This window comes from Streptomyces sp. NRRL S-118 (assembly GCF_000716335.1).
Classification (GTDB): domain Bacteria; phylum Actinomycetota; class Actinomycetes; order Streptomycetales; family Streptomycetaceae; genus Streptomyces.
The window spans coordinates 617,151-635,905 of sequence record NZ_KL591002.1 but is presented as its reverse complement, the minus strand read 5'-3'; the positions used below and the strand labels follow the sequence as shown (position 1 = coordinate 635,905).

At 70.9% G+C, this 18,755-nt stretch carries 15 protein-coding genes; 14 read left to right on the top strand and 1 reads right to left on the bottom strand.

The features are described 5' to 3' along the window. Window positions 1-61: 61 nt before the first annotated feature. Window positions 62-1,048 (bottom strand): hypothetical protein, encoded by a 987-nt coding sequence (locus tag IH00_RS0106315; RefSeq protein ID WP_031070470.1) that lies wholly within the window; start codon window positions 1,046-1,048, stop codon window positions 62-64. A gap of 139 nt (window positions 1,049-1,187) precedes the next feature. Here IH00_RS0106315 and IH00_RS0106310 point away from each other — a divergent pair, with 139 nt between their 5' ends. The 14 genes from IH00_RS0106310 to IH00_RS39915 all read left to right on the top strand — a co-directional run. Further along, complete coding sequence (locus IH00_RS0106310; protein WP_031070468.1) at window positions 1,188-3,809, top strand: valine--tRNA ligase; 2,622 nt, start codon at window positions 1,188-1,190, stop codon at window positions 3,807-3,809. A 61-nt stretch (window positions 3,810-3,870) separates the two neighbouring features. Then, window positions 3,871-5,367 carry a bifunctional tetrahydrofolate synthase/dihydrofolate synthase gene (folC, locus tag IH00_RS0106305; protein ID WP_031070466.1) on the top strand — a complete coding sequence of 499 codons (1,497 nt, stop codon included), beginning with the start codon at window positions 3,871-3,873 and terminating at the stop codon, window positions 5,365-5,367. Between the two features lie 7 nt (window positions 5,368-5,374). Continuing rightward, complete coding sequence (locus IH00_RS0106300; RefSeq protein ID WP_031070464.1) at window positions 5,375-5,728, top strand: DUF4233 domain-containing protein; 354 nt, start codon at window positions 5,375-5,377, stop codon at window positions 5,726-5,728. 99 nt (window positions 5,729-5,827) lie between these two features. Continuing rightward, window positions 5,828-6,241 carry a nucleoside-diphosphate kinase gene (ndk, locus tag IH00_RS0106295; RefSeq protein ID WP_031070460.1) on the top strand — a complete coding sequence of 138 codons (414 nt, stop codon included), beginning with the start codon at window positions 5,828-5,830 and terminating at the stop codon, window positions 6,239-6,241. Window positions 6,242-6,504: 263 nt separating this feature from the next. Further along, complete coding sequence (locus IH00_RS0106290) at window positions 6,505-7,524, top strand: rod shape-determining protein (RefSeq protein ID WP_031070458.1); 1,020 nt, start codon at window positions 6,505-6,507, stop codon at window positions 7,522-7,524. A 150-nt stretch (window positions 7,525-7,674) separates the two neighbouring features. Beyond that, complete coding sequence (gene mreC, locus IH00_RS0106285; protein WP_031070455.1) at window positions 7,675-8,625, top strand: rod shape-determining protein MreC; 951 nt, start codon at window positions 7,675-7,677, stop codon at window positions 8,623-8,625. Between the two features lie 4 nt (window positions 8,626-8,629). Next, complete coding sequence (gene mreD, locus IH00_RS0106280) at window positions 8,630-9,292, top strand: rod shape-determining protein MreD (RefSeq protein ID WP_031070453.1); 663 nt, start codon at window positions 8,630-8,632, stop codon at window positions 9,290-9,292. 19 nt (window positions 9,293-9,311) lie between these two features. Further along, on the top strand, window positions 9,312-11,501 hold the full coding sequence (mrdA, locus tag IH00_RS0106275; protein WP_031070452.1) for a penicillin-binding protein 2: 2,190 nt from the start codon (window positions 9,312-9,314) through the stop codon (window positions 11,499-11,501). Window positions 11,502-11,507: 6 nt separating this feature from the next. Then, entirely contained in the window at window positions 11,508-12,710 is a 1,203-nt protein-coding gene (gene rodA / locus IH00_RS0106270; RefSeq protein WP_031070450.1) for a rod shape-determining protein RodA, read from the top strand. A 55-nt stretch (window positions 12,711-12,765) separates the two neighbouring features. After that, window positions 12,766-14,274 (top strand): CYTH and CHAD domain-containing protein, encoded by a 1,509-nt coding sequence (locus tag IH00_RS0106265; RefSeq protein WP_031070449.1) that lies wholly within the window; start codon window positions 12,766-12,768, stop codon window positions 14,272-14,274. A 60-nt stretch (window positions 14,275-14,334) separates the two neighbouring features. After that, window positions 14,335-16,257, top strand: coding sequence for a TIGR03960 family B12-binding radical SAM protein (locus IH00_RS0106260; RefSeq protein ID WP_031070447.1), 1,923 nt, complete (start codon window positions 14,335-14,337; stop codon window positions 16,255-16,257). Between the two features lie 70 nt (window positions 16,258-16,327). After that, entirely contained in the window at window positions 16,328-17,311 is a 984-nt protein-coding gene (locus IH00_RS0106255) for a hypothetical protein (protein WP_039946303.1), read from the top strand. A gap of 125 nt (window positions 17,312-17,436) precedes the next feature. Continuing rightward, window positions 17,437-18,213: a TIGR03936 family radical SAM-associated protein gene (locus IH00_RS0106250; RefSeq protein WP_031070443.1), complete on the top strand. Its 777-nt coding sequence runs from the start codon at window positions 17,437-17,439 to the stop codon at window positions 18,211-18,213. 183 nt (window positions 18,214-18,396) lie between these two features. Then, window positions 18,397-18,755: hypothetical protein (locus tag IH00_RS39915; RefSeq protein ID WP_039946301.1), on the top strand; the 359-nt coding region annotated here is incomplete at its 3' end.

Sequence of the window (18,755 nt, the reverse complement as noted above, 5' to 3'; positions counted from 1 at the left end):
GGCGCCCCACCGACCGAGTCGGCGGGGCGCCCCCTTTTTTCACGAGGCGTGCTCCGGTGCGTCAGATCTTGGAGCGCGACGCCTTGTAGTGCTTCGCCGTCAGGGCGGCCGCCTCGTCGAGCGTGCCGGCCTGACCGGTCATCGCCTTGGCCAGGTCCATCGTGTTGACCACGCCGTAAGTGCTGTAATCCGCCCAGATGCAGGTCGGGATCGTGAACTCCTTGGGGCCGTTCTTCGGCGTCCCGTCCCCGGCCGGATTCACGAACTTGATGAACTGGCACTTCATCAGGGCGCCCTCGAAGCCGTCGGGAGTCTTCTCCTCCGGGCTGCCGACGGGCTCCATCTTGAAGGCCTCGTCCTCCGTCATCTTCTGGTTCTTCGTGTAGTTCGCGAAGCCCATGTCGATGGCCTTCTCCGGGTCGGCGATCTCGCCCCAGGTCCCATTGAGGCTCATGTTGCGGCCCGCCATCGCCTGCGCGGGGTCGGTGGTGGAGCCGCCCTCCCTGTAGCTGGCGGACACCATCTGGGGGTTGCTGATCCCCATGGCGGTGGCGTTCGCCTTCATCTTGTCGTCCATCTCGATCGGCTTGTCGGGGCCGCTCTTCTTGTAGCCGTCGATCGCTTCGGCGGGCGTCACCTTGTAACCCTTGGTGTCGTCCGCCACCGCGGCGTTGCCGCTGCCGCCGAAGACGAAGTACGCGCCGACGGCGATCGCCGCCACCACGGCCACCGAGCCGATGATGATGCCCGTCTTCTTGCCACCGCCCGAGGCCGGCGGCGGGGGCGGCGGGTAGGCGCCGGGGCCCGCGCCGTAGGGGGGCTGCTGCGGGGGCTGGCCGTACGGGGCCTGCGGCTGCTGGCCGTACGGAGCCTGCGCCTGCGGCTGCTGCTGCGGGTACCCGTAGCCCGGCTGCGGCGCCGGGGGCTGCTGCGGATAGCCGTAGCCGGGCTGCGGGGCCTGCGGCTGCTGGCCGTAAGGACCCGGCTGACCGTACGGTCCCGGCTGCTGAGGCTGCCCGCCGTACGGGCCCGGCTGGTTGTAGCTCATTAAGGGGTTCCCCCTCCACCATGCTTATGCGTTTCTCACATCCTGGCCGAAAGAGCGTTCTGGTCGCACGGCGGGGTCCACACCGTTACGGAACATTCCCGTTTCAGTACGGGGCTGTGACACCTCTAAACTGTGGCCCGTGACCGAGAACACTCAGCAGCAGCCAGCGTCCCTCCCCGAACTGCCGACCACCTACGCGCCGGCCGAGGTAGAGGGGCCGCTGTACGAGCGCTGGGTGGAGCGCGGTTACTTCGACGCCGACGAGCACAGCGACAAGCCGGCGTACACCATCGTCATCCCGCCGCCGAACGTCACCGGCAGCCTCCACCTGGGCCACGCCTTCGAGCACACGCTGATCGACGCCCTGACCCGCCGCAAGCGCATGCAGGGTTACGAGACGCTGTGGCAGCCCGGCATGGACCACGCCGGCATCGCGACCCAGAACGTCGTGGAGCGCGAGCTCGCCAAGGAGGGCAAGTCCCGCCACGACCTGGGCCGGGAGGCGTTCGTCGAGCGCGTCTGGCAGTGGAAGGCGGAGTCCGGCGGCCAGATCTCCGGCCAGATGCGGCGCCTGGGCGACGGCGTCGCCTGGTCGCGCGAGCGGTTCACGATGGACGAGGGCCTGTCGAAGGCCGTCCAGACCATCTTCAAGAAGCTCTACGACGACGAGCTCATCTACCGCGCCGAGCGCATCATCAACTGGTGCCCGCGCTGCCTGACCGCCATCTCCGACATCGAGGTGGAGTACCAGGACGACGACGGCGAACTCGTCTCCATCCGGTACGGCGAGGGCGAGAACTCCATCGTCGTCGCCACCACCCGCGCCGAGACGATGCTCGGTGACACCGCCGTCGCGGTCCACCCCGACGACGAGCGCTACCGGCACCTCGTCGGCACCGAGATCGAGCTGCCGCTCACCGGCCGCCGCATCCCGGTCGTCGCCGACGAGCACGTCGACCCCGAGTTCGGCACCGGCGCCGTCAAGGTGACCCCGGCGCACGACCCGAACGACTTCGAGATCGGCCAGCGCCACGGCCTGCCGGCGATCGCCGTCATGGACGAGCACGCGGTCATCACCGCCCACGGCCCGTTCCAGGGCCTGGACCGGCTCGAAGCCCGCTCCGCCATCGTCGGCGCCCTGCGCGCCGAGGGCCGGATCGTCGCCGAGAAGCGTCCGTACGTCCACTCCGTCGGCCACTGCTCGCGCTGCAAGACCACCATCGAGCCGCGGCTGTCCATGCAGTGGTGGGTCAAGGTCGGCCCGCTCGCCAAGGCCGCCGGTGACGCGGTCCGCGACGGCAGCGTCAAGATCCACCCGCAGGACATGGAGAAGCGGTACTTCGACTGGGTCGACAACCTCCACGACTGGTGCATCTCGCGCCAGCTGTGGTGGGGCCACCGCATCCCGGTCTGGTACGGCCCGAACGGCGAGGTCGTCTGTGTCGGTCCCGACGAGCAGCCGCCGTCCGGCGAGGGCTGGCACCAGGACACCGACGTCCTCGACACCTGGTTCTCGTCCGGCCTGTGGCCGTTCTCCACGCTCGGCTGGCCGGAGCGGACCGACAGCCTCGCGAAGTTCTACCCGAACTCCGTCCTCGTCACCGGCTACGACATCCTCTTCTTCTGGGTCGCCCGGATGATGATGTTCGGCCTGTACGCGATGGACGGCACGCCGCCGTTCCACACCATCGCCCTGCACGGCATGGTCCGTGACCAGAACGGCAAGAAGATGTCGAAGTCCTTCGGCAACGCGGTCAACCCGCTGGACTGGATGGACAAGTACGGCTCCGACGCGCTCCGCTTCACCCTCGCGCGCGGCGCCAACCCGGGCATCGACGTCCCGATCGGCGAGGACTGGGTCCAGGCGTCCCGCAACTTCGCCAACAAGATCTGGAACGCCACCCGCTTCGCGCTGATGAACGGCGCGACGGTGGAGGGCCCGCTGCCCGACCCGTCGGAGATGTCGGCCACCGACCGGTGGATCCTCTCCCGCCTCAACACGACGGTCGCCGAGGTCGACGCGTTCTACGAGGACTACCAGTTCTCCAAGCTGTCCGACACCCTCTACCACTTCGCGTGGGACGAGGTCTTCGACTGGTACGTCGAGCTGTCCAAGACCACGTTCTTCGCGGGCGGGGAGCCTGCCAAGGTCTCCGCCCGGGTGCTCGGCGAGGTCCTGGACGTCATGCTGCGGCTGCTGCACCCCGTCGTCCCGTTCGTCACCGAGACGCTGTGGACCACGCTCACCGGCCGCGAGTCGGTCGTCATCGCCGACTGGCCGGCCGACTCCGGCTTCCGTGACGAGGCCGCCGAGCGCGAGATCGAGCTCGTCCAGCGGGTCGTCACCGAGGTCCGCCGCTTCCGCAACGACCAGGGCCTGCAGGCGGGACAGAAGGTCCCGGCCCGTCTGGAGCTGGCCGGCACGGCGCTGGCACCGCACGAGCCGGCCATCCGCCAGCTCCTGCGCCTCCAGCCCGAGGGCGAGTCCTTCCAGCCCACCGCGACCCTCCCGGTCGCCGGGGCCACGGTCGCGCTCGACCTCTCCGGCGCGATCGACGTCGAGGCGGAGCGCAAGCGCCTCGCCAAGGACCTCGCCGCGGCCGAGAAGGAGAAGGCGCAGGCCACGGCCAAGCTCGGCAACGAGGCCTTCCTCGCCAAGGCGCCGGACCAGGTCGTCGACAAGATCCGCACACGGCTGGCCCAGGCGGACGAGGACATCACCCGCATCACCGCCCAGCTCCGGAACCTGCCGCAGGCGTAGCGCACCGCGGTAACGGCCCCGGAACCGAAAGGTTCCGGGGCCGCTCCGTAGACTGGACGGCGTGAGTGAGCAGCCCCCCTCCAGCGATGACTTCGACGAGATCGTCGAGGCCGAGACCGACCGAGACCCCGACCTGGCGGTGATCGAGGCCGGCAGCCGTACGCTGCGCGCCCAGGCCGGACCTCCCCAGGCCGACACCGTGCCCGCGCGGCCCACCGACCCGGAGGTCGACCAGGCGCTGCGGGAGGTGGAGCAGGAGCTCGCCACCCGGTGGGGCGAGACCAAGCTGGAGCCCTCGGTGGCGCGGATCGCCGCCCTGATGGACGTGCTGGGCGAGCCGCAGCGCTCGTACCCCTCGATCCACATCACCGGCACCAACGGCAAGACCTCCACCGCACGGATGATCGAGGCGCTGCTCGCCGCGTTCGACCTGCGCACCGGGCGGTACACCTCGCCGCACGTGCAGTCGATCACCGAGCGGATCAGCCTGGACGGCGCGCCGATCAGCCACGAGCGCTTCGTGGAGACGTACCGGGACATCAAGCCGTACGTCGAGATGGTCGACGCCCAGCAGGACTACCGGCTCTCCTTCTTCGAGGTCCTCACCGGAATGGCGTACGCCGCCTTCGCGGACGCGCCGGTGGACGTGGCGGTCGTCGAGGTCGGCATGGGCGGCAGCTGGGACGCGACGAACGTGATCGACGGCTCCGTCGCCGTGGTCACGCCCATCTCGCTGGACCACACGGACCGGCTCGGCTCGACGCCCGCCGAGATCGCCGGCGAGAAGGCCGGGATCATCAAGGAGGGCGCGACCGTCGTCCTGGCGCAGCAGCCGGTGGACGCCGCGCAGGTGATGCTGAAGAAGGCCGTCGAGGCCGACGCGACGGTGGCCCGCGAGGGACTGGAGTTCGGTGTCGTCTCGCGCGAGGTGGCGGTCGGCGGGCAGCTGCTGACGCTGCGCGGTCTCGGCGGCGAGTACGAGGAGATCTTCCTCCCGCTGTACGGCGCCCACCAGGCGCACAACGCGGCGGTCGCGCTGGCCGCGGTGGAGGCGTTCTTCGGGGTGAGCGCGCAGGGGCGCACGCTGGACATGGAGACCATCCGGCGGGCGTTCGCCTCGGTGGCCTCGCCGGGCCGCCTGGAGGTGGTGCGGCGCAGCCCGACCGTGGTGCTGGACGCCGCGCACAACCCGGCCGGGGCGCAGGCGACCGCCGAGGGCATCAGCGAGGCGTTCGGTTTCTCGCGCCTGATCGGTGTCGTGGGCACGAGCGGCGACAAGGACGTGCGGGGCCTGCTGGAGGCGTTCGAGCCGATCTTCGCGGAGGTCGTGGTCACGCAGAACTCCAGCCATCGCGCGATGGACGCCGACGAGCTGGCCGCGATCGCCGTCGAGGTCTTCGGCGACGAGCGCGTGGTGGTCGAGCCGCGGCTGGACGACGCGCTGGAGGAGGCGATCACGCTCGCCGAGGAGGAGAGCGAGTTCTCGGGTGCGGGTGTCCTGGTGACGGGCTCCGTGATCACGGTCGGCGAGGCCCGGCTGCTGCTGGGGAAGGGCTGAGGATTCGATGCGTACGCTCTGCGCGTCCACGCTGATCGGCGAGTTCTTCGTGATCGGCTTCGCCGGTCTGGTGGCGATGAAGGACGACGGCCTGGCGCTGGGCACGGTGTGGACGGTGTGCGGGGTGCTCATGGCCCTCAGCGTGCTGCTGTGCGGCATGATCACCCGGCCGGGCGGCCTCCAGCTCGGCTGGGCGCTGCAGATCGCGCTCATCGCGAGCGGATTCGTCGTGCCGATCATGTTCTTCCTGGGTGCGGTCTTCGCGGGCCTGTGGTGGGCGTCGATCCACTTCGGCCGCAGGATCGACGAGGCGAAGGCGCGCTGGGCGGCCCAGTCGGAAGAGGCGGCCCAGCCCCGCTAGCGGGGGCCCGGCCGGTGGGGTGATCCGGGTGCCGGCGGGCCGCAGGGGCCCTGTAGCCTCAGCTCACCGCACCCGTTTGCCTGCAAGGAGCCGTCACACATGACCCAGCGCACGCTCGTCCTGCTCAAGCCCGACGCCGTACGCCGCGGCCTGATCGGCGAGATCATCGGTCGCATCGAGCGCAAGGCCGGCTGGGCCATCACCGCGCTGGAGCTGCGCACCCTCGATCAGGAGACGCTGGAGCAGCACTACGGCGAGCACAAGGGCAAGCCGTTCTACGAGCCGCTCGTGGCGTTCATGTCCTCCGGTCCGGTCGTCGCCCTGGTCGTCGAGGGCGAGCGCGTGATCGAGGGCGTACGGCAGCTGGCCGGGCCGACCGACCCGATCGCCGCAGCGCCGGGGTCCATCCGGGGCGACTTCGGGACCATCGTCCGGGAGAACCTCATCCACGCGTCGGACTCGGAGGAGTCCGCCATTCGGGAACTGAAGATTTTCTTCCCCGGTATTTCCTGACCCGCTGTCAGCCGTACAGCGCCCATGACCTGGGGCGACCGATGGAATTTCGGTCGCCCTTCGGCATATGAACGCCCCGTCCGGGAACGCATCCGTCCGACACCTCGTCACCTATACAGAGGCGGGCCACCGCGCCGTGTCCGTGCAGGCGGGACTACGATGTGAATCTCCGCGCCACACCACCCACCTCGCCTACCTGAGAAGCCGTCAACGCTCTAATTGGGAAGGCCCGACGCATCCTCATGGGAAACAAGGGGAACTCAATGTCGTTCATCGGCCGTGACATGGCTGTCGACCTCGGGACCGCCAACACGCTGGTGTACGTCAGGGGTCGCGGCATCGTCCTCAACGAGCCGTCCGTCGTCGCCATCAACACCAACACCGGTGGCATCCTGGCGGTCGGTGCCGAAGCGAAGAAGATGATCGGCCGGACCCCCGGCAACATCGTCGCCGTCCGCCCGCTGAAAGACGGGGTGATCGCCGACTTCGAGATCACCGAGCGGATGCTCAGGTATTTCATCCTGAAGATCCACAAGCGTCGCTACCTGGCCCGTCCCCGGGTCGTGGTCTGCGTTCCCTCGGGAATCACCGGAGTCGAGCGCCGCGCCGTCATCGAGGCGTCCACGCAGGCCGGCGCGCGCCAGGTGCACATCATCGAAGAGCCCATGGCCGCGGCCATCGGCTCCGGCCTCCCGGTCCACGAGGCCACCGGAAACATGGTCGTCGACATCGGTGGCGGCACCACCGAGGTCGCCGTCATCTCGCTCGGCGGAATCGTCACGGCACAGTCCATCCGGGTGGCCGGCGACGAGCTGGACAACGCGATCATCCAGCACATCAAGAAGGAGTACAGCCTCCTCCTCGGGGAGCGCACCGCCGAGCAGATCAAGATCACCATCGGCTCGGCGTTCGACCTCGAGACCGACGAGCACACCGAGATCCGCGGCCGCGACCTGGTCTCCGGGCTGCCCAAGACCGTGGTCATCTCGGCCGCCGAGGTCCGCAAGGCCATCGAGGAACCGGTCAACGCCATCGTCGACGCCGTGAAGACGACCCTCGACAAGTGCCCGCCGGAGCTGTCCGGCGACGTCATGGACCGCGGCATCGTGCTCACCGGCGGCGGCGCCCTGCTGCGCGGCCTCGACGAGCGGCTGCGCCGTGAGACCGGCATGCCCATCCACATCGCCGAGGACCCGCTGGACTCGGTGGCGCTGGGCTCCGGCAAGTGCGTCGAGGAGTTCGAGGCGCTCCAGCAGGTGCTGGACGCCCAGCCGCGCAGATAGCGCGTCCCGCCAGCGGTCAGCCGTACGGGTGCTGTCCAGACCCGTACGGCTGATCGTTGATCCGGTCGTTCCGGTTGGTATAACGGCACACACACCCTGCGACACACATCCCTGTGAGTTTTCCTACGAGGAAGGGCACGGCCGCCCCACGTGAGGGACACACGAGAGAGCCGGCTGCTCCTGGTGCTGCTGGTAGCCATCGCGTTCGCGCTGATCACGGTGGACATCCGCGGCGGTGAGGAGTCACCCGTGGACGGCGCCCGGCGGGCCGCCGCGACGGTCTTCGGCCCCGTCGAGAAGAGCGTCGCGTCCGCGGTCGACCCGGTCGGCAACGCGATCGCCGCCGTGCGGGACTCCGGTGAACGCCACAACCGCGTCGCGCAGCTGGAGCGGGAGAACGCCGCGCTGAAGGCGAGACTCGGCAGCGACGACCGCAACCGCAGCCGCGTCCGCGAGCTCGACAACCTGCTGAAGAAGGCGGGCTCCGGCCAGTACGGCATCAAGGCCGCCGAGGTCATCGCCATAGGAGCCGCCCAGGGCTTCTCGTGGACCGTGACCATCGACGCCGGCTCCGCCGACGGCATCCGGCGCGACATGACCGTCATCAACGGCGACGGACTCGTCGGCCGCGTGACCACCGTCGGGCCGAGCACCGCCACCGTGCTCCTCGCCAACGACCCGGACTTCACCGTCGGCACCCGGATGGAGAGGACCGACGAGCTCGGCTTCGCCACCGGCCAGGGCGACCGCCCGCTGTCGGTGCAGTTCCTCAACGGCAAGGCCAAGGTGAAGCCCGGCGACCGGCTCGTCACCTTCGGCTCGCAGGCCGCCAAGCCGTTCGTGCCCGGCGTCCCGGTCGGCGAGGTCATCCGCGTCGACCCGTCCGGCGGCGACCTCACCCGCAACGTCTTCGTCCGCCCGTACGTCGGCTTCAGCAAGCTCGACATCGTCGGCGTCGTCGTCCAGGCCCCGCGCACCGACCCCCGCGACACGGTGCTGCCGCCCAAGCCCACGCCCGAACCGACCGTCACGGTGACGGTGACCCCGTCCGCGGCCGGCACGCCCAGCGGCTCGCCGAGCGGCGCACCGGAGGGGGAGTAAGACCATGCGCTTCAACCGGATCCTGCTCTCCACCACGCTCGTCGTGGTCGCCCTGGTCCTGCAGGTGTCGATCCTGGCCCGCCTCCAGCTCCCCGGCGCCGTGCCCGACCTGCTGCTGCTCGTCGTCCTCGCGCTGGCCCTCGTGTACGGGCACGTCAGCGGTGCCCTCATCGGCTTCGGCGCCGGGCTGCTGGCCGATCTCGCCCCGCCCGCCGACCACGCCGCCGGCACCTACGCCCTCGTCCTGTGCGTCATCGGCTACCTCGCTGGCCTGACCAAGCCGGAGAACGGGCAGCTGCGCTCCGCCACCGGCCCCATGGTCATGGTCGTGGCCGCCGCCGTCGCCTCCACGCTGCTGTACGCGGGCGTCGGCGCCCTCGTCGGGGACACCGCCGCCCGCCACGTCGGCCTGGTCTCCCTGCTGATCAGCGCCGTCATCTACGACATCCTGCTCGCGCCCTTCACGGTGCCGCTGATCATGGCGCTCGCCCGGCGCGCCGAGAACGATCCCCTGGCCGAGAACACCGGCGGCGCCGACGTCTCCACCGGCTGGATGGCCTCGGGCACCGGACTGCGCATCGGCAGCCAGCGCAGCGGACTGCGCATCAAGGCCGCCCGCAGCAGGGCGGCCCGCGCGGGCCGCATCAAGGGCGTCAAGCGACTGTGACCGAGGGGGCCACCGCGACATGAGCAACATCCCCGAGACCGGCCGGACCCCGCGGGTCCAGATCCGTCTCATCGTCATCCAGGTCCTGGTCTTCTCCCTGCTGTTCACGCTCGGCGGGCGCCTGTGGTACCTCCAGATCCGGCAGGGCAAGGAGTACACCGACGAGGCGAAGAACAACCACGTCCAGCAGGTCGTCCAGCCCGCCGTCCGCGGCTCCATCCTCGACGCCCGCGGCGTGCCCCTCGCCGACAACGAGACCCGCCTCGTCGTCTCCGCGTCCCGCACCGAGCTGCTCAAGATGAAGGACGACGGCAAGGCCGTCCTGACCCGCCTCGCGGGCGTCCTCGGCATGAAGCCGAAGGAGGTCATGGACAAGGTCCGCCTCTGCGACGCCAAGACGCCCCAGCCCTGCTGGAACGGCTCACCCTTCCAGCCGATCCCCGTCACCGACGAGGCCACCACGCAGCAGGCCCTCCAGATCCGCGAGCGCGCCGAGGACTTCCCCGGCATCACCGCCGAACCCACCGCCGTACGCCGCTACACCGCGCCCGGCGGCGCCCGCACCGCGCAGGTCCTCGGCTACCTCTCGCCCGTCACCGACGAGGAGATCGAGAAGGCCAAGGACACCGACTCGCCGTTCCTGCGCTCCGACATGGTCGGCCGCTCCGGCCTGGAACGCACGTACGACAAGGCGTTGCGCGGCAAGGCGGGCGTCACCCGCTACGAGGTCGACAACCTCGGCCGTGTCCTCGGCGAGGCCGAGAGCGACCCGGGCCGCCCCGGCTCCACCGTCGTCACCAGCATCGACGCCCGGGTCCAGGCCGTCGCCGAGTACGAGCTCCACCAGGCGATGAAGACCGTCCGCAAGGAGACCGACAAGATCACCGGTCGCCCGTACGAGGCGGACGCGGGCGCCGTCGTCGTCATGGAGTCGAGGACCGGCCGCGTCGTGGCCATGGCCTCCCAGCCCGACTACGACCCCAACGCCTGGGTCGGCGGCATCTCCGCCAAGGAGTACGCCAAGCTCACCGGCAAGAACTCCAACTACCCGCTGCTCAACCGGGCCATCCAGGGCCAGGCACCCGCCGGCTCCATCTTCAAGGTGGTGTCGGCGAGCGCCGCCGTGCGGGCCGGCTACCCCTTCGACGGCCGCTACAACTGCAGCAGCTCCTACAGCCTCGGCGGCCGCAGCTTCGCGAACTTCGAGTCCAAGGGGCACGGTCCCATCAGCCTCGGGGACGCCCTCAAGTTCTCCTGCAACACCGTCTTCTACGCCCTCGGCCACCAGGAATGGCAGAAGGACGGGGGCCTGAAGCCCAAGAAGAACGCCCACGACTGGTTCTACCGGACCGCCCACGAGTTCGGCCTCGGCTCCGAGACCGGCATCGACCTGCCCAACGAGGTCACCGGCCGCATCCCCGACCGCCACTGGAAGCAGAGGTTCTGGCAGGCCAACAAGGACTCCTGGTGCAAGCAGGGCAAGAAGGGCGGCACTTACGTCGAGCAGATCGCCTACGAGAGCTGCCTGGAAGGCAACCAGCTGAAGGCCTTCGACAGCATCAACTACGCCATCGGCCAGGGCGACGTCCTCGTCACCCCCATCCAGATGGCCACCGCCTACGCCGCCATCAGCAACGGCGGCACCCTGCACCGGCCCACCATCGGCAAGGCCATCATCAGCCCCGACGGCAAGCGGATCGAGGAGATCAAGCCCAGGGCCAGCGGCAGGCTGCCGGTCGACGCCCGGACCATCAGCAACCTCGACAAGGGCCTGCGCTCCGTCGTCGAGCCCGGCGGCACCGCCGCCTGGCGGTTCGGCGGCTGGCCGCAGGACAAGATCCCGATGCGCGCCAAGACCGGCACCGCCCAGGTCTACGGCAAGCAGACCACCTCGTGGTTCGCCACCTACACCGACGACTTCACGATCGTCATGACGATCTCCCAGGGCGGCACGGGCTCCGGTGCCTCCGGCCCCGCCGTGCGCAACATCTACGACGCCCTCTACGGCCTGGACGACGCCGGCAACCAGGACATCAAGCGCGCCCTGCTGCCCCAGCCGCAGAAGACGCTGCCCAGGATCCAGCCGGACGGCACCATCGAGGCACCGGAAGTCACGCCGTACGACCCCGAATCCCAGAAGGTCGACCCGGCCCGGCAGGGCGACGGGGAGCCGCAGCTCGCGGGCCCGCCCCCGGCCTGGAGGGACTGATCCACGATGGCCGGAACCAACAACTTCTCCGTCCCCGGGTACGCGCCGCAGCGCGGCGGTGCCTGGTCCCGACTGACCGCACGCGACTCCTGGGTGCGCCGGCTCGACTGGCCGCTGCTCTTCTCCTCCATCGCGCTGTCCTTCATCGGGGCGCTGCTGGTGTGGTCCGCCACCCGCAACCGCACCGAGCTCAACCACGGCGACCCGTACTACTTCCTGCTGCGCCACGTGCTCAACAGCGGCATCGGGTTCGCCCTGATGATCGGGACGATCTGGCTGGGCCACCGCACCCTGCGCGGTGCCGTGCCCGTGCTGTACGGCATCTCCGTGGTGCTGGTCCTGCTCGTCCTCACCCCGCTCGGCGCCACCATCAACGGCGCGCACGCGTGGATCGTGATCGGCGGCGGCTTCTCCCTCCAGCCCTCCGAGTTCGTGAAGATCACGATCATCCTGGGCATGGCGATGCTGCTCGCCGCGAAGGTCGACGCGGGGGACCAGCTCCATCCGGACCACCGGACGGTCGCCAAGTCCCTCGGCATCGCCGTCGTACCGATGGCCATCGTCATGCTGATGCCGGACCTCGGCTCGGTCATGGTGATGGTCGTCATCGTGCTCGGCGTGCTGCTCGCCTCCGGCGCCTCCAACCGCTGGATCTTCGGCCTGATCGGCGCGGGCGCCGTCGGCGCCGCCCTGGTCGCGGCCCTCGGCGTCCTCGACGAGTACCAGATCAACCGCTTCGCCGCCTTCGCCAACCCCGAACTCGACCCCGCGGGCGTCGGCTACAACACCAATCAGGCGCGCATCGCCATCGGTTCGGGCGGGCTGTACGGAGCGGGCCTCTTCAACGGCCACCAGACCACCGGCCAGTTCGTCCCCGAACAGCAGACCGACTTCATCTTCACCGTCGCCGGCGAGGAACTCGGCTTCATCGGCGCCGGCACGATACTCGCGCTGCTCGGCGTGGTGCTGTGGCGGGCCTGCCGCATCGCCCGCGAGACGACCGAGCTCTACGGGACGATCGTCGCCGCCGGCATCATCGCCTGGTTCGCCTTCCAGTCCTTCGAGAACATCGGCATGACGCTCGGCATCATGCCGGTCGCCGGTCTGCCGCTGCCGTTCGTGTCGTACGGCGGATCGTCGATGTTCGCGGTGTGGGTGGCCATCGGGCTGCTCCAGTCGATCAGGGTGCAGCGGCCGATAACGGCCTGAGCGGCACGGCGCGCGGTCCGGCGTAGACAGGCCCGTCCGGGGTAACCCGAATCGAATGACGGCGGATACGAAACGCGAGATCGAGCGGAAGTACGAAGCCACCCCCGGCACCCGGCTGCCCGTCCTGACCGGCGTGGCCGGGACCGCCCGGACCGTCGACCAGGGCGTCGCCGAGCTGGACGCCGTGTACTACGACACCGCCGACCTGCGCCTCGCCGCGGCCGGCATCACCCTGCGGCGCCGCACCGGGGGCGGCGACGCCGGCTGGCACCTCAAACTGCCCGTGGCCCCCGGGACCCGCGACGAGATCAGCGCCCCGCTCGCCGACGAGGTGCCGGACGCCCTGACAGCCCTGGTCCGTGCCCGGACCCGCGGCGCCGCCGTCGTCCCCGTCGTGCGCCTGCGGTCGTCGCGGGACGTGCGGCACCTCCTGGACGACCGGGGTGCGCTGCTCGCCGAACTCAGCACCGACACGGTCCGCGCGGACCGCCTGAACGGCTCGGGCCGTCACGCCGAGTGGACCGAGATCGAAGTGGAGCTCGCGGACGGCGGGGACCCCGCGTTCCTCGACGCCGTGCACAAGCGGCTGCGCAAGGCCGGCCTGCGCCCCGCCGCCTCCTCGTCCAAGCTCGAACGCGCGCTCGCGGAGACCGGCTGGCGCCCTGCGCGGGAACCCGAGGGGGACGGGAGCGCGGGCGACCACGTCCTGCGCTACCTGCGCGAACAAGCCGAGGCACTCCTCACCTACGACGCCGCCGTACGGCGCGACCTGCCCGACTCGGTGCACAAGATGCGGGTCGCCACACGCCGCATGCGCAGCGCCCTGCGCTCGTACCGCAAGGTCCTCGACCGCACGGCCACCGACCCCGTGGCCGACGAGCTCAAGTGGCTGGCGGGTGAACTCGGCGCCGCGCGCGATCACGAGGTGCTCACCGAGCGGCTCACCGCCCGCATCGACGCCCTGCCCGACACCCTGCTCCTCGGCCCGGTGCGCGCCAGGCTGCAGGCCTGGGCCGCGGCCGGCCGCGCCGGCACCAGGGAGCGCACCGCCGCCGCCCTCGACAGCGACCGCTACCTCGCCCTCCTCGCCTCCCTCACCGCGCTGCTGGCCGAGCCGCCGCTGCGCCGCGCGGCCCGCGGGCCCGCCGCAAAGGTGCTGCGCGGCGCGGTGCTCAAGGAGTACGAGCGGCTCGCCGCCCGCGTCGACCGCGCCCTCGCGCTGCCCCCGGGCAACGCGCGCGACCACGCCCTGCACGACGCCCGCAAGGCCGCCAAGCGGGTCCGGTACGCCACGGAGGCCGCCCGCCCGGCACTCGGCAAGCCCGCGAAGCGCTTCGCCCGGCGGATGAAGAGCGTCCAGCAGCTCCTCGGCGAGCACCAGGACGCCGTCGTCGCCCGCGAGACCCTGCGGGACATGGCGGTCAAAGCCCACGCGGCCGGCGAGACCGCGTTCACCTGGGGGTTGCTGTACGGCAGGGAGGAGTCCCGGGCGGAGCAATGCGAGCGCGAGCTGCCGCAGGTGTGGGGCCGGGCGGCCCCGGGCGGGAAAGCGGGGCGGCTCTGAAGCCCCGGGGGCCGGGTTACGCTTGAGAGTCGCCCCCTTGCCAGCTCACGAAGGTTCGAGATGTCCGAGTCGGTCTTCCCACAGCTCGAAGCTCTGCTCCCGCATGTGCAGAAGCCCATCCAGTACGTCGGCGGTGAGCTGAACTCCACCGTCAAGGAGTGGGACAGCTGCGACGTGCGCTGGGCGCTGATGTACCCGGACGCGTACGAGGTAGGCCTGCCCAACCAGGGCGTCATGATCCTGTACGAGGTGCTCAACGAGCGTGAGGGCGTGCTCGCCGAGCGCACCTACAGCGTGTGGCCCGACCTCGAAGCCCTGATGCGCGAGCACCGGGTGCCGCAGTTCACCGTGGACAGCCACCGGCCCGTGAAGGCGTTCGACGTCTTCGGGCTGAGCTTCTCCACCGAGCTCGGCTACACCAACATGCTCACCGCGCTCGACCTCGCGGGCATCCCGCTGGAGGCGAAGGACCGCACGCTCGACGACCCGATCGTGCTCGCGGGCGGCCACGCCGCCTTCAACCCGGAGCCGATCGCCGACTTCATCGACGCCGCGATCATCGGTGACGGCGAGCAGGCCGTGCTCGACATGACCGAGATCATCCGCGCCTGGAAGGCGGAGGGCCGCCCCGGCGGCCGCGAGGAGGTCCTCCTCCGCCTGGCGAAGACCGGCTCGGTCTACATCCCGGCGTTCTACGACGTCGAGTACCTGCCCGACGGCCGCATCGGCCGCGTCGTACCGAACCGGTCGGGCGTCCCGTGGCGCGTGTCCAAGCACACCGTCATGGACCTCGATGAGTGGCCCTACCCCAAGCAGCCGCTCGTCCCGCTCGCCGAGACCGTCCACGAGCGGATGAGCGTGGAGATCTTCCGCGGCTGCACCCGCGGCTGCCGTTTCTGCCAGGCCGGCATGATCACGCGCCCCGTGCGGGAGCGAAGCATCACCGGCATCGGCGAGATGGTCGACAAGGGCCTGAAGGCGACCGGCTTCGAGGAGGTCGGCCTGTTGTCGCTGTCCTCCGCCGACCACTCCGAGATCGGTGACATCGCCAAGGGCCTCGCCGACCGGTACGAGGAGGACAAGATCGGCCTGTCCCTCCCCTCCACCCGCGTCGACGCGTTCAACGTCGACCTCGCCAACGAGCTGACGAGGAACGGCCGCCGGTCCGGTCTGACCTTCGCCCCCGAGGGCGGCTCCGAGCGCATGCGCAAGGTCATCAACAAGATGGTGTCGGAGGAGGACCTGATCCGCACCGTCGCCACCGCGTACGGCAACGGCTGGCGCCAGGTGAAGCTGTACTTCATGTGCGGCCTGCCGACGGAGACCGACGACGACGTGCTGCAGATCGCCGACATGGCGGCGAACGTCATCGCCAAGGGCCGCGAGGTGTCGAAGTCCAACGACATCCGCTGCACGGTGTCGATCGGCGGGTTCGTCCCCAAGCCGCACACCCCCTTCCAGTGGGCTCCGCAGCTCTCCGCCGAGGAGACCGACGCCCGCCTGGAGAAGCTCCGCGACAAGATCCGCGGCGACAAGAAGTACGGCCGCTCCATCGGCTTCCGCTACCACGACGGCAAGCCCGGCATCGTCGAGGGCCTGCTCTCCCGCGGCGACCGCCGGGTCGGCGCGGTCATCCGCGCGGTGTACGAGGACGGCGGCCGCTTCGACGGCTGGCGCGAGCACTTCAGCTACGACCGCTGGATGGCCTGCGCCGAGAAGACGCTGCCGGAGTACGGCGTGGACGTCGACTGGTACACCACCCGCGAGCGCACCTACGAGGAGGTCCTGCCCTGGGACCACCTGGACTCCGGTCTCGACAAGGACTGGCTCTGGGAGGACTGGCAGGACGCGCTCGACGAGACGGAGGTCGAGGACTGCCGCTGGACCCCGTGCTTCGACTGCGGCGTGTGCCCCGCCATGCAGACGGAGATCCAGGTCGGTCCCACCGGCAAGAAGCTCCTTCCGCTGACCGTCGTGAAGTGATCATGTAACGTCCGCGCAACGGCCCGGCCGGGGAAGAAACCCCTGGCCGGGCCGTTGCGTCATGCCGGGTATGGACCTGGAAAAGCGGAACGAGGCGTACGAAGGCGGCGAAGGCTGCCTGACCACGGTGATCAGGATCCCGGTGCGGATCGTGGTGCTGCTCGTGGTGATCCCCGTCCGCATGGTCTGGGACGTCCTGACCGCCTGCGGCCGGGCGATCGACCGGGTGCTGCTGCGCCCGCTGGGCCGGGCCCTGGAGTGGGTGTGGGACACCCTGCTGGTGCCCGTGGGCCGCGCCCTGGCGTGGCTGGTGTCGGGCCTGGTGACGTACGGCATCGTGGTGCCCTGCCAGTGGCTGTACCGCCGGGTGCTCACGCCGCTGGGCCGGGGCATCGCCTGGCTGGTCAGGACGCTGGTCGTCACACCGCTGGTCTGGTTCTGCCGCACCGTGCTCGCACCGGTCGGGCGGGGCCTGGGGTGTATCCTCCGGGCCGTCTTCGTCTGGCCCTTCACCGCCCTGTACCGCTGGGTGCTCACCCCGGTCGGACACGGCCTGGCCTGGCTCGGCACGGTCCTCGTCGTGGTGCCCTGCCGGTGGCTGTACCGCTGGGTGCTCACCCCCGTCGGACGCGGTCTCCTCGCCGTCGGGCGCGAGATCGTCGCCGCGGCCGAGGTCGCCTGGCGCGTCGCCGGGTACGTCTCGCGTGCCGTGGGCCGTGCGCTGAAGTGGCTCGCCTGGCAGCTCGTCGGCCGGCCCGCCGCCTGGTTCTACCGCACCGTGTGCACCCCGGTCGGCCATGCCGTGCGCGACCACCTCTGGCGCCCCGCCCGGCGCGCCGCCGTCGCGGCGGGGCGGGCGGCCAAGGCGGCGCTCGTCTCCGCAGGTGAAGTGGTGCGCAAGGCCCGCCGGGACGCATGGCGGGCCCTGGTCGGCGACGCCGCCGCGCGACAGCCCCTGGAACGCGCGCACGTCCCGGCGCGTACTCTGGGTAGTACGACGACCGCTCCTGGCGCGGCGCCCGCACCCGAGATCTCCCTGCGCAAGCGGGGGTGAGCCGGGCGGGACCCCCGGGAGCCGCCCGAATTTTCGTGGGCGGTGCGCCACCCGCGCCCGCCCCGCACCGAGGAGAAGAACCACTGGGCAAGCGACAGCCCGAAGGCCCGCCGCCCGCACCGGCGGTGCAGCGCATCCGACTGCGCTACACCAAGCGCGGCCGCCTCCGGTTCACCAGCCACCGCGACTTCCAGCGCGCCTTCGAGCGGGCACTGCGCCGCGCCGAGGTGCCCATGGCGTACTCGGCCGGCTTCACCCCGCACCCGAAGGTGTCGTACGCCAACGCCGCCCCCACGGGTACCGGCTCCGAAGCGGAGTACCTGGAGATCGCCCTCACCGAGCCGCGCGACCCCGACACGCTGCGCGAGCTGCTCGACGAATCGCTCCCCGACGGCCTCGACATCATCGACGCCGTCGAGGCACGCACGTCCGGACTCGCCGACCGGCTCACCGCCTCCGTCTGGGAGCTGAGGCTCGACGGTGTGGGCGCCGAGGACGCCGAGCGCGCCGTCGCCGCCTTCCTGGCAGCCGGCACCGTCGAGGTGCAGCGCAAGACGAAGAACGGCATCCGCACCTTCGACGCACGGGCCGCCGTGGCGGGCCTGGAAGCGGCCTCCGCGCCGGACGATAGGCCCGGGCAGGGCCCCTGTGCGATACTGCGGCTGGTTGTTCGGCACGTGACACCTGCCGTACGACCCGACGACGTCCTGTCCGGTCTCCGAGCTGTGGCCGACCTGGCGCCGCCGGTCCCCGCAGCGGTGACCAGGCTGGCGCAGGGGCTCTTCGACGAGGAGACCGGCACGGTGACCGACCCGCTCGCGCCCGACCGCGAGGCAGTCACGGCCGCCCCACCCAAGGCCGCCGAACATGCCGCGGCGACGCAGGGTGCAGGTTCCGCGTAGGGGTGGTCGTCGCAGCGCAGCCCTGGCACTCGGGAGCCACCTGGGTCGGGCCGCGTGCACACACACAAGACTTTCGCCAGGCCGTGCGTACCTCGTACGGAACCGGCGAGCCAGACATAACAGCTCCCGTGCGGCGCCCGCGCCAGACGCGGCGCCCGGGAGCGTGACGGGAGAACCGCCCGCATGCTCGAGCCGAACGAATCCGGCGTCACCGCCGGTAACAACACCAGCGAAGAGAACAACTCTCCGAGCGACACGCTGCCGCCGCGCCGTCGGCGCCGCGCCGCCTCGCGCCCCGCCGGGCCGCCGTCCGCGGCCACCGGCGCCGCCGAGGTCGTCGTCGACACCCCGGAGCCGGCACCGGCCGCCGCCGAGGCGCCCGCCGCCGCGGCTCCGGCCGCCGAGGACGCCGCACCCGCCCGTCCGCGCCGCCGTGCCACGCGCAAGGCGACGGCTCCCGCCGGTGCGCCCGCCGCGGAAGCCTCCGCCGAGGCCCCGGTCGAGGAGGCCGCGGCCGAGGAGGCCGCCGCTCCGGCTCGTAC